The 12,510-nt window shown below is 71.3% G+C and carries 13 protein-coding genes; 8 read left to right on the top strand and 5 right to left on the bottom strand.

Features of this window, described 5'->3' with window-relative positions:
- Positions 1-21: 21 nt before the first annotated feature.
- On the top strand, positions 22-327 hold the full coding sequence (locus ACWCRB_RS34175) for a hypothetical protein (RefSeq protein WP_450999767.1): 306 nt from the start codon (positions 22-24) through the stop codon (positions 325-327).
- A 69-nt stretch (positions 328-396) separates the two neighbouring features.
- Here the strand turns inward: ACWCRB_RS34175 and ACWCRB_RS34170 are convergent, their stop codons facing one another.
- Complete coding sequence (locus tag ACWCRB_RS34170; RefSeq protein ID WP_450999766.1) at positions 397-837, bottom strand: DUF6299 family protein; 441 nt, start codon at positions 835-837, stop codon at positions 397-399.
- 303 nt (positions 838-1,140) lie between these two features.
- On the opposite strand from ACWCRB_RS34170, the gene ACWCRB_RS34165 reads away from it, so the two are divergent.
- On the top strand, positions 1,141-1,329 hold the full coding sequence (locus ACWCRB_RS34165; protein ID WP_369029428.1) for a DUF5999 family protein: 189 nt from the start codon (positions 1,141-1,143) through the stop codon (positions 1,327-1,329).
- Positions 1,330-1,347: 18 nt separating this feature from the next.
- On the opposite strand, the gene ACWCRB_RS34160 is transcribed toward ACWCRB_RS34165, so the two are convergent.
- Entirely contained in the window at positions 1,348-1,749 is a 402-nt protein-coding gene (locus ACWCRB_RS34160) for a RidA family protein (RefSeq protein ID WP_450999765.1), read from the bottom strand.
- The gene (locus ACWCRB_RS34155) at positions 1,746-2,885 is read right to left on the bottom strand and encodes an acyl-CoA dehydrogenase family protein (protein ID WP_450999764.1); all 1,140 of its coding nucleotides are present in this window, start codon (positions 2,883-2,885) and stop codon (positions 1,746-1,748) included. The genes ACWCRB_RS34160 and ACWCRB_RS34155 overlap by 4 nt, the downstream gene beginning before the upstream one ends.
- Before the next feature lie 175 nt (positions 2,886-3,060).
- Between ACWCRB_RS34155 and ACWCRB_RS34150 the strand changes: the two genes are divergently transcribed.
- The 5 genes from ACWCRB_RS34150 (at position 3,061) to ACWCRB_RS34130 (ending at position 8,561) form a co-directional block, all read left to right on the top strand.
- Positions 3,061-4,725 (top strand): AMP-binding protein, encoded by a 1,665-nt coding sequence (locus ACWCRB_RS34150; protein ID WP_450999763.1) that lies wholly within the window; start codon positions 3,061-3,063, stop codon positions 4,723-4,725.
- A gap of 80 nt (positions 4,726-4,805) precedes the next feature.
- Positions 4,806-5,621, top strand: a complete 816-nt coding sequence (locus ACWCRB_RS34145) for a PaaX family transcriptional regulator (RefSeq protein ID WP_450999762.1) — start codon at positions 4,806-4,808, stop codon at positions 5,619-5,621.
- 167 nt (positions 5,622-5,788) lie between these two features.
- On the top strand, positions 5,789-6,358 hold the full coding sequence (cysC, locus tag ACWCRB_RS34140; RefSeq protein WP_450999761.1) for an adenylyl-sulfate kinase: 570 nt from the start codon (positions 5,789-5,791) through the stop codon (positions 6,356-6,358).
- Positions 6,355-7,287 carry a sulfate adenylyltransferase subunit CysD gene (gene cysD / locus ACWCRB_RS34135; protein ID WP_450999760.1) on the top strand — a complete coding sequence of 311 codons (933 nt, stop codon included), beginning with the start codon at positions 6,355-6,357 and terminating at the stop codon, positions 7,285-7,287. Before cysC ends, cysD begins: the two co-directional genes overlap by 4 nt.
- 2 nt (positions 7,288-7,289) lie before the next feature.
- Entirely contained in the window at positions 7,290-8,561 is a 1,272-nt protein-coding gene (locus ACWCRB_RS34130) for a sulfate adenylyltransferase subunit 1 (RefSeq protein ID WP_450999759.1), read from the top strand.
- Here the strand turns inward: ACWCRB_RS34130 and ACWCRB_RS34125 are convergent.
- Both ACWCRB_RS34125 and ACWCRB_RS34120 read right to left on the bottom strand, forming a co-directional pair.
- Positions 8,545-10,923: a bifunctional salicylyl-CoA 5-hydroxylase/oxidoreductase gene (locus ACWCRB_RS34125; protein ID WP_450999758.1), complete on the bottom strand. Its 2,379-nt coding sequence runs from the start codon at positions 10,921-10,923 to the stop codon at positions 8,545-8,547. The genes ACWCRB_RS34130 and ACWCRB_RS34125 overlap by 17 nt on opposite strands.
- Positions 10,908-11,738, bottom strand: coding sequence for an enoyl-CoA hydratase family protein (locus ACWCRB_RS34120; protein WP_450999757.1), 831 nt, complete (start codon positions 11,736-11,738; stop codon positions 10,908-10,910). Before ACWCRB_RS34120 ends, ACWCRB_RS34125 begins: the two co-directional genes overlap by 16 nt.
- A 261-nt stretch (positions 11,739-11,999) precedes the next feature.
- Here ACWCRB_RS34120 and ACWCRB_RS34115 point away from each other — a divergent pair, with 261 nt between their 5' ends.
- On the top strand, positions 12,000-12,455 hold the full coding sequence (locus ACWCRB_RS34115; protein WP_450999756.1) for an ATP-binding protein: 456 nt from the start codon (positions 12,000-12,002) through the stop codon (positions 12,453-12,455).
- Positions 12,456-12,510 lie beyond the last annotated feature (55 nt).

Genomic DNA, 12,510 nt, shown 5'->3' with positions numbered 1-12,510 from the left:
GCCAGGCGGAGGGCATGGGCCATGGTGCAGGCGACCGAGAATCTCACCGCGCTGACCGTTCGCCTGGTCACGACGGGCCCGCATCCACAACTGAGTGGCTGGGACCGGCTGGGCACCGACGTCCTCGACGCCCGGCCGGTCGCCGGCCACGCCGACCTGCTGTCCCGGCACATCGGACACCGTCTCGACCTCGCCGTACCGAGCACCCTCGCAGCGGGTCTCGTCCCGGGCGCCGTCGTCCGCCTGCGGGCCAGACTCGCCGGGGGCGAGGCCCTGGCCGAGAAGCGTCCCCCACCGGGCACCTTCGTGGTCGAGCCGCCTCCCTGACCTCCCGCGAGCCGTGGCCCGGCATGCCCGAGGCCCTGTCCATGCGGACAGGGCCTCGGGATCCGTGCCTCAGGCTCCGACGAGGACAACCTCCTGGATCCGCTCCGAGTGGACCGTCGGCAGCGGGATGAAGCCCGAGCGGCGGAACTCCACCAGGCTGGTCTTCACCCGCACCGGGCCGGGCTCGTACGCGCCCGGCTCAGTGGCCTTGGTGTTCGACCACTGGTGCCAGGAGCCGTCACAGCTCGCGGGGATGCTGTCCAGGCCGTGCCAGACGTTCTCGCCGCGCTCGATCGAGGCGGCGACGCGGACGGAACCGCCGGTGCTGAGGCAGCGGTAGCTGCCGGCGAGCGTGAGTTCGCCGTCGGGCGTGATGCTGCCGGACTCGACCGTGACCTGGTCGAAGCCCTCGTCGGCGGCTGCGGGCGTCGCGGCCTGGGACACGGTGAGCAGCGCGGCACCGGCTGCGACGGCAGCGGCACGGGAGAGGGACCGGAAGGAAACAGACATGGGGAAACCTCCTTGGGGGGACTCCACAGGTACTGGCCCTCCGCGCCCGCGCGCGTGATCATCACCCCTTCGTCGGCGAGTCGTGCACGCCGACTGCCCCGCTTTTCGGATCTTCTCGTCTTCTCGGAACGGCGGAATTGTCAGAGTGGTGTCACAGCACGTCCGCGTGCTGTCACGCTTCCTCGCCTCGACTTGGCGCCGGGCCCCCGGCACGGGCATCGTCAGAACTGGCAGGGAAGCAAGGCCGCAAAGACGCAAGGAAGCACCGCACCCGAGCACCAGCATCCGATCCGGAGGCACACCATGTGTTCACACCAGCCCGCGTGCCCCTCGGCCGACCGCCCCGACCGGGACGCCGCGCACATCGTCGCCTTCCACCCCGAGCAGGGCTGGAACCTCCTGTGCAACGGCGCGATCGTCTTCGACGACACCGGCGAGCTGCTGCCCGACGGCAGCGTGGTCTCCCCGCACCGCCTGATGACCGCGGCCTGAACAACCTCTGACCACTCTCTACGGCAGCACCGCGAAGCCGTCCAGCTCCACCAGGGCCTCTTCGTCCCACAGCCGTACGATCCCGACGACCGCCATCGCCGGATAGTCGCGCCCCGCCAACCTCCTCCAGACACGGCCGAGTTGAGGGGCCTGGGCGCGATAGTCGGCGACGTCCGTGGCGTACACCGTGACCCTGGCCAGGTCGGCGGGCGTACCGCCGGCCGCGTGCAGTGCGGCGAGCAGATTCCCGAGGGCCCTCTCGAACTGCTCGACCAGCGTGTCTCCTACGACCTTCCCGTCGGCGTCGAGCGCGGTCTGCCCCGCGAGGAACACCAGCCGGGAGCCGGTGGCGACGACGGCGTGCGAGAAGCCGGCGGGCGGCGACAGCCCGGCAGGATTGACCCGCTCGACATCACTCATCCGGCGTGCACCTCCTCGTCCAACTCCTTGTACAACTCCTTGGCGATGACCGTCCGTTGGACCTCACTCGCCCCCTCGTAGATACGCGGCGCCCGTACCTCCCGGTAGAGGTGTTCGAGGAGATGGCCGCGCCGCAGCGCCCGCGCGCCGTGCAGCTGGACGGCCGCGTCGACGACGTACTGCGCGGTCTCGGTGGCCAGCAGCTTCGCCATCGCGGCGCGCCTCGGGACCCCTTGGGCGCCTTCGTCGTACGCCGCCGCTGCCGCGTAGACCATCAGCCGGGCCGCCTCCGTGCGCAGGGCCATCTCGGCGACCTGGTGGGAGACGGCCTGGAGGTCCTTCAACTTGCCGCCGAACGCGTCCCGTTGGGCCGTGTGGGCGAGGGTCGCGTCCAGGGCGGCCTGGGCCATGCCGACCGCGAAGGCGCCGACGCTCGGCCGGAACAGGTTCAGCGTGCCCATGGCGACCCGGAAGCCGCGGTCGGGTTCGCCGATGACGTCGTCCACGGTCACCGGTACGGCGTCGAGGGCGAGGGCGCCGATGGGGTGCGGGGAGAGCATGTCGAGGGCGCTGCCGGTGAGGCCGGGCCGGTCGGCGGGGAGCAGGAAGGCCGTGACTCCACGGGCCCCGGCGCCCGCTGTCGTACGGGCGAAGACGGTGTAGAAGTCGGCCTCGGGGGCGTTGGAGATCCAGCACTTCTCGCCGGTGAGGCGCCAGCCGGAGGGGCCGTCGGGGGCGGCCGTGAGGGACAGGGCCGCCGCGTCGGAGCCCGCGCCCGGCTCGCTCAGCGCGAAGGCGGCCACCGCGCTGCCCTCGCTCACCCGGGGCAGCCAGCGTGCGCGCTGGGCCGGGGTGCCGTGGGCGTGCACCGGATGGGCGCCGAGGCCCTGGAGGGCGAGGGCGGTCTCCGCCTCCGTACAGGCGTGGGCGAGGGACTCCCGCATCAGGCACAGGTCGAGCGCGCCCGAGGTGAACAGGCGGGAGAGCAGCCCGAGTTGGCCGAGTTCGGCGACGAGGGGACGGTTGACGTGGCCCGGTTCCCCCTTCTCCGCGAGCGGGCGCAGCCGGTCGGCGGCCAGCGTGCGCAGCTCGGCACACCAGGCGGCCTGTGCCGGTTCGAGCGAGAATGCGGGCATCGCCGGTCCTCCCTCCGAGGCCGTCGTCCACGGCCCCTCCTGACGGTATCGCGCACCGTTGACTGCCGTCACCAACACGATACGCTCCTTGTGCAGGACAGCGCAGGACAGGCCCCGGCCCACCACTACGCCCACCACGGCAAGGGGGCGAACCGCCATGGATCCCATGCACCCCATGCGTCCCAGGCACCCCGGGCACGGCAGGGTTCCCGAGGACCGCGCCGATCCCGCGCGGCGGGTCCCCTCGGCCCACGTCGACACGTTCGCGCGCGACAGCCTCCCGCCCCCGGACCAGTGGCCCGGCCTCCGCTTCGACCTGCCCGAGCTGCGTTACCCCGACCGGCTGAACTGCGCGGCCGAGCTACTGGCCGGCGACGGCGCCGACCCCGGGCGCCCGGTGTTCCGTACCGCCGCCGGTGAGGTGTGGACGTACGGTGAGCTGCGCACCCGGGTCGACCGGGTCGCGCACGTCCTCACCCGGGACCTCGGGGTCGTACCGGGCAACCGGGTCCTCCTGCGAGGCCCCACCACACCCTGGCTCGCGGCCTGCTGGCTGGCGGTGCTGAAGGCGGGGGCGGTCGCGGTCACCGTGCTGGCCCAGCAGCGTCCGCAGGAGCTGAGCACGATGTGCGAGATGGCCCGGATAGGGCACGCCCTGTGCGACATCCGGGCCCTCGACGACCTCAGCAAGGCGGAGATACCGGGGCTGCGGATCGTGCCGTACGGCGGTGACGGCCTCGACGACCTGCTGAACCGTCCGGTGCCCACCACCCCGTACCCCGCCGTGGACACCGCGGCCGACGACGTGGCGCTGATCGCGTTCACGTCGGGCACCACCGGTCGCCCGAAAGGGTGCATGCACTTCCACCGGGATGTGCTCGCCATCGCCGACACGTTCTCGCGGCACGTACTGAAACCGCACGCGGACGACGTCTTCGCGGGCAGTCCGCCGCTCGGTTTCACCTTCGGGCTCGGCGGTCTGGTGGTCTTCCCGATGCGGGCCGGGGCCAGCGCGCTCCTCCTCGAACAGGCGGGCCCCAAACAGCTGTTGCCGGCCATCGCCGCGCACGGGGTCTCGGTGCTGTTCACGGCGCCGACGGCGTACCGGGCGATGCTGGACGGGCTGGACGCGCACGACACCGGATCGCTGCGCCGGTGCGTGTCGGCGGGCGAGAACCTGCCCGCCGCCACCTGGCAGGCCTGGTACGAGCGCACCGGGCTGCGGCTGATCAACGGCATCGGCGCGACCGAGCTGCTGCACATCTTCATCTCGGCGGCCGACCAGGACATCAGGCCCGGTACGACCGGGGTGCCGGTACCGGGGTGGCACGCGCGCGTGCAGGACGAGAACGGCGAGCCGGTGCCCGACGGCACGCCGGGGCTGCTCGCGGTGCGCGGTCCGGTCGGCTGCCGCTATCTCGCCGATCCACGCCAGGGCACATATGTGCGGGACGGGTGGAACATCACCGGGGACACGTATGTGCGGGAGGGCGACGGGTACTTCCGGTACGTGGCACGGGCGGACGACATGATCATCTCGGCCGGGTACAACATCGCGGGCCCGGAGGTCGAGGAGGCGCTGCTGCGCCATCCGGACGTCGTGGAGACGGCGGTGGTGGGGCGGGCCGACGAGGCGCGCGGGCAGGTCGTGGTGGCGTACGCGGTGCTCAGGGAGGGCGCGCGGCGGGACGCGGAGGCGCTGCGCGCGTACGTCAGGGAGGAGCTGGCGCCGTACAAGTGTCCGCGCGAGATCGTCTTCCTGGACGCCCTGCCCCGGACGGCGACCGGCAAGCTCCAGCGCTTCCGGCTGCGCACCGACCCGACACAGCCCCTCACATGAAGTGATCTTGACCAGAAATCAACCACCGGAGGTAGTTGACCAGCGGAAATGGCGACAACCAGTGATCCCGGCGGCCTAAAATGATCAACGTGTCCGAACAGCACGCCCCTCGGTCCCTCATCGTCACGCTCTACGGCGCGTACGGCCGTTTCATGCCCGGCCCGGTACCCGTCGCCGAGCTGATCCGGCTCCTCGCCGCGGTCGGCGTCGACGCGCCCTCCGTACGGTCCTCCGTGTCCCGGCTGAAGCGGCGCGGCCTGCTCCTGCCGGCCCGTACGGCACAGGGCGCGGCCGGGTACGAACTCTCGCCCGACGCGCGCCAGTTGCTCGACGACGGCGACCGGCGCGTGTACGCCGCCGCTCCCCCGCCGCACGACGAGGGCTGGGTGCTCGCGGTGTTCTCCGTCCCCGAGTCGGAGCGCCAGAAGCGCCATGTCCTCCGTTCCCGCCTGGCCGGACTCGGCTTCGGCACGGCGACCCCGGGCGTGTGGATCGCCCCGGCGCGCCTCTACGAGGAGACCCGGCACACCCTGGAGCGGCTGCGCCTCGACCCGTACGTCGACTTCTTCCGCGGTGAGCACCTGGGCTTCGCGGCGACGGTCGAGGCGGTGTCCCGCTGGTGGGACCTGGCCGCGATCGCCAAGGAGCACGAGGCGTTCCTCGACCGCCACGCGCCGGTGCTGCTCGGCTGGGAGAAGCGCGAGGACACCCCGCCCGAGGAGGCCTACCGCGACTATCTGCTGGCCCTGGACTCCTGGCGCCATCTGCCGTACGCCGACCCCGGCCTGCCCGCCCATCTGCTCCCGGCGGACTGGCCGGGCGTCCGCTCGGCGGCCGTCTTCCAGGGGCTGCATGCCCGGCTGCGGGACGCGGGGGCCGGGTTCGTGGGGCTGTGACGCGGGTCCGACGCCGGTGGGACGCCGGTGACACGTGCACCCGCATGTGACCTCGGCCACATCAGGCGTCACTAACGGAACCCTCAGCTTCCTCTTCGCCTCTTCTCAAGTTTCTTACCTAACGTCCGGGGGGCCGCACGCCGGGAGAGAGACGAGGACTGTTGCGTATGACCACCACGGCCAGGCCCAAGGGACCGACCAGGGCTCAGGGAGCCACTGTCTGGCTCACCGGGCTGCCGAGCGCGGGTAAGACGACGATCGCCCAGCTGCTCGGCGACCGGCTGCGCAGCGAGGGGCACCGGGTGGAGGTCCTCGACGGCGACGAGATCCGCCGCTTCCTCTCCGCCGGCCTCGGCTTCTCCCGCGAGGACCGCAACACCAACGTCCAGCGCATCGGCCTCGTCTCCGAGGTGCTCGCCCGCAACGGCGTCCTGTCGGTCGTCCCGGTGATCGCCCCGTACGCCGACAGCCGCGAGGCCGTGCACAAACGGCACGACGCGAGCGGGACCCCGTACATCGAGGTCCATGTCGCGACCCCGGTCGAGGTGTGCAGCGAGCGGGACGTGAAGGGCCTGTACGCCCGGCAGGCGGCGGGCCGGCTGACCGGTCTGACCGGCGTCGACGACCCGTACGAGCCCCCGGAGGACCCGGCGCTGACCCTGCGGACACAGGACCAGACCCCGGCGGAGTCGGCGGACGCGGTGTACGCGGTGCTGGCGGAGCGGGGGCTCGTGTGAGCGGGAATGGTGGGGGCGGGAATGGTGGGGGCCGGTTCGCGTTGTCGCATCTGGACGCGCTGGAGTCCGAGGCCGTGCACATCTTCCGTGAGGTGGCGGGCGAGTTCGAGCGGCCGGTGATCCTGTTCTCCGGCGGCAAGGACTCGATCGTCATGCTGCATCTGGCACTCAAGGCGTTCACTCCGGCACCGGTCCCGTTCCCGCTGCTGCATGTGGACACCGGGCACAACTTCGCCGAGGTGCTCGCGTATCGCGACCGGGTGGTGGCGGCCCACGGTCTGCGGCTGCATGTGGCCTCCGTACAGGAGTACATCGACCGGGGTGTGCTGCGGGAGCGGCCGGACGGGACGCGGAACCCGCTCCAGACCGTGCCGTTGACGGAGAAGATCCAGAGCGAGCGGTTCGACGCGGTCTTCGGCGGCGGGCGCCGGGACGAGGAGAAGGCGCGGGCGAAGGAGCGCGTGTTCTCGCTCCGGGACGAGTTCTCTCAGTGGGACCCGCGCAGGCAACGCCCGGAGTTGTGGAACCTGTACAACGGACGGCACGCACCAGGCGAGCATGTCCGCGTGTTTCCCTTGAGCAACTGGACCGAGCTGGACGTCTGGCAGTACATCGCCCGCGAGGGCATCGAGCTGCCCGAGATCTACTTCGCGCACTACCGCGAGGTGTTCCGGCGGGGCGGTATGTGGCTGACCGCCGGTGAGTGGGGCGGGCCACGGGCGGGCGAGGTGGTCGAGAAGCGCCGGGTGCGGTACCGGACCGTCGGGGACATGTCCTGCACGGGTGCCGTCGACTCGGACGCGGGCACGCTCGACGACGTGATCGCGGAGATCGCCGCGTCCCGGCTCACCGAGCGGGGTGCCACCCGCGCCGACGACAAGATGTCCGAGGCCGCGATGGAAGACCGCAAGCGCGAGGGGTACTTCTAGCCATGAGTGCAACGATCAGTGCAACCTCCGTCTCTGCTAAGGCTGTTGACACGCTGCGGTTCGCGACGGCCGGTTCCGTCGACGACGGCAAGTCCACCCTCGTGGGCCGGCTGCTGCACGACTCCAAGTCGGTGCTCGCCGACCAGTTGGAGGCCGTGGAGCGGGTCTCGGCGAGCCGTGGGCAGGACGCTCCCGACCTGGCGCTGCTCACGGACGGTCTTCGTGCCGAACGCGAGCAGGGCATCACCATCGACGTGGCCTACCGCTACTTCGCCACACCCCGGCGCCGGTTCATCCTCGCCGACACCCCCGGGCATGTGCAGTACACCCGCAACATGGTCACCGGCGCGTCCACGGCCGACCTGGCGATCATCCTCGTCGACGCCCGCAACGGCGTGGTCGAGCAGACCCGGCGGCACGCGGCCGTGGCGGCCCTGCTGCGGGTCCCGCACATCGTGCTGGCCGTCAACAAGATGGACCTGGTCGGGTACGAGGAGGAGCGGTTCGACCGGATCGTCGCCGAATTCGCCTCGTACGCGGATGAGTTGGCAGGTGAGTCGGGAGGCGGGTCGAGGTTGGGCGGCTTCACCCCGATCCCTGTCTCGGCGCTCGCTGGCGACAACGTCGTGGACCCCTCCACCCACATGGACTGGTACGGCGGCCCGGCGCTCCTCGACCACCTGGAGAACGTCCCGGTGGGCGGCGACCCCGCCGACGCCCCGGCCCGCTTCCCGGTCCAGTACGTGATCCGGCATGCTGAAGTCCGGCACTACGCCGGGCAGTTGGTGTCCGGCTCGCTGCGGGTCGGCGACCGGGTGACCGTGCATCCGTCCGGGGAGACCTCCGAGATCACCGGCATCGACGTGCTGGGTACGGCGGCCCGGACCGCGTACGCACCCCAGTCGATCAGCGTCCGGTTGGCCGACCAACGGGACGTCTCGCGCGGGGACATGCTCACCGCCGGGGTGGACGCGCCCGCGCTCACGCAGGACGTCCGCGCGTCCGTCTGCCATCTCACCGACCGGCCGCTGCGCGTCGGCGACCGGGTCCTGGTGAAGCACACGACCCGTACGGTCAAGGCCGTGGTCAAAGACCTGGGCGGGGCAACCGAGTTGGCGGCGAACGACCTGGGCCGCGTCACCCTGCGCACCGCCGAGCCACTCGCCCTCGACGACTACGCGGTGTCCCGCCGCACGGGCGCCTTCCTGCTGGTCGACCCGGCGGACGGCTCGACCCTGACGGCAGGCATGGCCGAGGTCAACTGTTCAGTGTGAGCCGGGGTTTGGGCGCGTCCGTACGTCCCGCGCGGGGGCGTCGGCTGCCCGCGCGGTACGGCGCCGGCCAGACGACGCCCGGACCCTCGTACTCCTGCTCGGCCGCCGCGTGCAGGGTCCAGTTCGGGTCGTAGAGATGGGGGCGGGCGAGGGCGCAGAGGTCCGTACGGCCCGCCAGGATCAGGGAGTTGACGTCGTCCCAGGAGGAGATCGCGCCGACGGCGATCACCGGGGCGCCGGTCTCGTGACGAATCCGGTCGGCGAACGGGGTCTGGTACGAACGGCCGTACTCCGGAAGCTCGTCGGCCACCACCTGCCCGGTCGACACATCGATGGCGTCGGCGCCATGGGCGACGAAGGCGCGCGCGATCTCGACGGCGTCCTCGGCCGTAGTACCTCCGTCGGCCCAGTCGGTGGCCGAGATACGCACGGTCATGGGCCGCTCCTCCGGCCACACCTCCCGTACGGCGTCGAAGACTTCGAGGGGGAAGCGGAGCCGGTCGGCGAGCGGGCCGCCGTACGCGTCCGTTCGGTGGTTGGTGAGCGGGGAGAGGAAGCCGGAGAGCAAGTAGCCGTGGGCGCAGTGGAGTTCGAGGAGGTCGAAGTCCGCGTCGGCGGCTCGGCGGGCGGCTGCGGTGAACTCCTCGCGGATGGTGGCGAGTTGGGTGCGGGTGAGTTCGTGCGGGGTCTGGCTGCCGGGTCGGTACGGGATCGGGGAGGCGGCCACGAGCGGCCAGTTGCCGTCACCGGCCAGCGGCTCGTCCATGCCCTCCCACATCAGCTTCGTCGAGCCCTTGCGGCCGGAGTGGCCGAGCTGGATGCCGAGTGCGGTGCCGGGGGCCTGGGAGTGCACGAAGGCGGCGATGCGCTGCCAGGCCTCGGCCTGCCGGTCGGTGTAGAGGCCGGCACAGCCCGGGGTGATCCGCCCCTCGGGGCTCACGCACACCATCTCGGTCATCACCAGCCCGGCACCGCCCAGTGCTCTCGCACCCAGGTGGACGAGGTGGAAGTCGCCGGGGACGCCGTCGGTGGCCGAGTACATGTCCATGGGGGACACGACGACACGGTTGCGGAGGGTCAGTTCGCGCAGCCGGAAGGGCGTGAACATCGGCGGGGTGGCGGGCGGGCAGCCGAACTCCCGCTCCACGGCGGCGGTGAAGTGCGGATCGCGCAGCCGCAGGTTGTCGTGGGTGACGCGGCGGCTGCGGGTGAGGAGATTGAACGCGAACTGCCGGGGCGGCTGGTCGAGATAGAGGGGCAGGTTCTCGAACCACTCCAGACTGGCGCGGGCCGCCCGTTGTGTGGATTCGACAACAGGCCGCCGCTCCTCCTCGTACGCCGCCAGCGCCTCGGCGAGCGTCGGCCGCTCCTCCAGACAGGCGGCGAGCGCGAGGGCGTCCTCGACGGCGAGCTTGGTGCCGGAGCCGATGGAGAAGTGGGCGGTGTGGGCGGCGTCCCCGAGGAGGACGACGTTGCCGTGGGACCAGCGGTCGTTGACGACCGTACGGAAAGTGGTCCAGGTGGACTTGTTCGCGCGGAGGGGGCGTCCGCCGAGGGCGTCGGCGAAGATTTTCGCGCAGCGGTCGACGGAGGAGGCGGTGTCCGGTTCGTTTTCGTCTTCGTTGAAGCCTGCTGCCCGCCATACCTCCTCCCGCATCTCGACGATCACTGTTGAGGCGTCGGGGGCGTACGGGTATCCGTGGAGCTGCATCACGCCGTGCTCCGTCTCCGCGATCTCGAAGCGGAAGGCGTCGAAGGCGAAGTCGGCGGCGAGCCAGAGGTAGCGGCAGCGGTGGGTGGTCAGCCGGGGCCGGAACTCCTGGGCGTAGGCCTCGCGGGTCGTGCTGTGGACCCCGTCGGCGGCGATGACCAGGTCGTACGTCTCCGCCAGCCACGCCGGGTACGGCGCCTCCGAACGGAAGCGCAGCTCGACGCCGAGTCCACGGCAGCGGGTGTGCAGGATCTCCAGGAGCTGTTGTCTGCCGAGGGCGGCGAAGCCGTGTCCTCCGGAGGTGTGGCGGGTGTTGCGGTGGACGATGTCTATGTCGTCCCAGCGGGTGAAGTGGTGTTGCAGGGCTTCGTATACGGCGGGGTCGGCGTGTTCTATGCCGCCGAGGGTTTCGTCGGAGAGGACGACGCCGAAGCCGAAGGTGTCGTCTGGGGCGTTGCGTTCCCAGAGGGTGATCTCCCGATCGGGTCGGCGGCGTTTGAGCAGGGCCGCGGCGTATAGGCCTGCGGGGCCGCCGCCGATGATCGCGATGCGTCTGGGGTGGTTGGTCCTTGTCGGCGGCTGCGGGTGCGCTGTGGCTGGTCGCGCAGTTCCCCGCGCCCCTTGGGTAGGCGCGGTCACCGTCCGCTCCATTTGGGAGGGCGTTTCTCTGTGAACGCGGCGTGGAACTCCTTGTAGTCCTCGCCGGTCATGAGGAGAGCTTGAGTGGCGGCGTCGAGCTCCACCGATGCCGACAGGGGCATGTCCAGTTCGGCGGTGAGGAGGGCTTTGGTCTGGGCGTATGCCAGGGCCGGGCCCTCGGCGAGGCGGTGGGCCAGGGTTTTGGCGGCCTCGTCGGCTCGGCCTTCGTCGGTGAGTTCGCTGATGAGGCCGATGCGTTCGGCCTCGGGGGCGCGTACCGGTTCGCCGAGCATCAGGAGGCGGGTCGCGTGGCCGAGTCCGACGACCCGGGGCAGCAGGTAGGCGGCGCCCATGTCGCCGCCGGAGAGGCCGACCCGGGTGAAGAGGAAGGCGAAGCGGGCGCTGGGGTCGGCGACGCGGAAGTCGGCGGCCAGGGCGAGGACCGCGCCGGCGCCCGCCGCCACGCCGTGCACCGCCGCGATCACCGGGAACGGGCACTCCCGTACGGCCCGCACGACCTGCCCGGTCATCCGGTTGAAGTCGAGCAGCTGGGCGGTGTCCATGGACAGGGTCGCGCCGATGATCTCGTCGACGTCGCCGCCCGAGCAGAAGCCGCGGCCCGCCCCGGCCAGCACCAGCGCCCGTACGGACCGCTCCCGGGACAGCTCGGCGAGCAGGTCGCGGAGGTCGGCGTAGGCGCCGAAGGTGAGGGCGTTGAGTTTCTCGGGGCGGGCGAGGGTGACGGTGGCCACGCCGGTGGGGGCGAGGTCGAGGCGGATGTGGTGCCAGGTAGAGGTGCGGGGGGTCGAGCCGGTGAAAGGACTCACCATTCGAAGTTATCACTCATCCATGACTGTCGTCATGAGTGCGCGATAGGGGTGGTGGGGTCACGCGGTCTGTTTCGGTGATCCTGTCCCGTCACGAGGTGTCAATAAGGCGGTAACAGTGGGAGGGGTTGTGGGAGACGGGCCGTTGGTCTGGGTAAGCCGACGGTGAGCGGGGCCCTAGGTCCCGTGCGGCGCCCGACAAATGCCTCTGCCGGACCTCGCCGTACCATTCCTAATGTTGAAAGCAGGACAGCCTGCTCCATGAACGGAACCGCCTTGCAAGAGCCCTCCGCCCCCGCCTCCTGGCGTATCGCCCTGCCGCACACCGCCGCGGCGGTGCCCGTCGCCCGTGCGCTGGTCCGTACGGCCCTGGCCGAGCTGGAACACGCGGCGGCGGACTGTGACACGGCGGAGCTGCTCACCGCGGAGCTGGTGGCGAACGCCGTGGAGCACACGGCGGGGGACGCGCCGATAGAGCTGGTGGTGGAGCTGATGCCGACCAGCTGCCAGGTCGAGGTGCACGATCCCGATCCGGCGCCGCCGGGGAACCTGACGCGGCCGGTGTCCGAGGAGCCGGATCCCTGGCAGGAACATGGCCGGGGGTTGCTGCTGATCCGCACACTCAGCTCGTCCTGCGGCCACCGGGCCACGGAGTCGGGCAAGGCGGTGTGGTTCAGGGTGCCGGTAGTGCCGGCGCAGTGGCGTGGCCGGTCGTAGGTTTCTTCGCCCCCGCCGCCCCTACCCGTCCCATCCCTGGGGGCTGCGCCCCCAG

Source organism: Streptomyces sp. NPDC002156, from assembly GCF_053593675.1.
Note: the sequence above shows the minus strand (reverse complement) of the source record. Positions and strands in the feature narration are given on the sequence as shown.

What these genes read in the sequence shown, in the direction of transcription:
- ACWCRB_RS34150 (WP_450999763.1), top strand. Translation starts at nt 3,061, where the DNA reads ATGCGTCCCAGGCACCCCGGGCACGGCAGGGTTCCCGAGGACCGCGCC.
- ACWCRB_RS34175 (WP_450999767.1), top strand. Translation starts at nt 22, where the DNA reads ATGGTGCAGGCGACCGAGAATCTCACCGCGCTGACCGTTCGCCTGGTC.
- ACWCRB_RS34160 (WP_450999765.1), bottom strand. Translation starts at nt 1,749, where the DNA reads ATGAGTGATGTCGAGCGGGTCAATCCTGCCGGGCTGTCGCCGCCCGCC.
- ACWCRB_RS34115 (WP_450999756.1), top strand. Translation starts at nt 12,000, where the DNA reads ATGAACGGAACCGCCTTGCAAGAGCCCTCCGCCCCCGCCTCCTGGCGT.
- cysC (WP_450999761.1), top strand. Translation starts at nt 5,789, where the DNA reads ATGACCACCACGGCCAGGCCCAAGGGACCGACCAGGGCTCAGGGAGCC.
- ACWCRB_RS34125 (WP_450999758.1), bottom strand. Translation starts at nt 10,923, where the DNA reads ATGGAGCGGACGGTGACCGCGCCTACCCAAGGGGCGCGGGGAACTGCG.
- ACWCRB_RS34145 (WP_450999762.1), top strand. Translation starts at nt 4,806, where the DNA reads ATGATCAACGTGTCCGAACAGCACGCCCCTCGGTCCCTCATCGTCACG.
- ACWCRB_RS34165 (WP_369029428.1), top strand. Translation starts at nt 1,141, where the DNA reads ATGTGTTCACACCAGCCCGCGTGCCCCTCGGCCGACCGCCCCGACCGG.
- ACWCRB_RS34170 (WP_450999766.1), bottom strand. Translation starts at nt 837, where the DNA reads ATGTCTGTTTCCTTCCGGTCCCTCTCCCGTGCCGCTGCCGTCGCAGCC.
- ACWCRB_RS34130 (WP_450999759.1), top strand. Translation starts at nt 7,290, where the DNA reads ATGAGTGCAACGATCAGTGCAACCTCCGTCTCTGCTAAGGCTGTTGAC.
- ACWCRB_RS34155 (WP_450999764.1), bottom strand. Translation starts at nt 2,885, where the DNA reads ATGCCCGCATTCTCGCTCGAACCGGCACAGGCCGCCTGGTGTGCCGAG.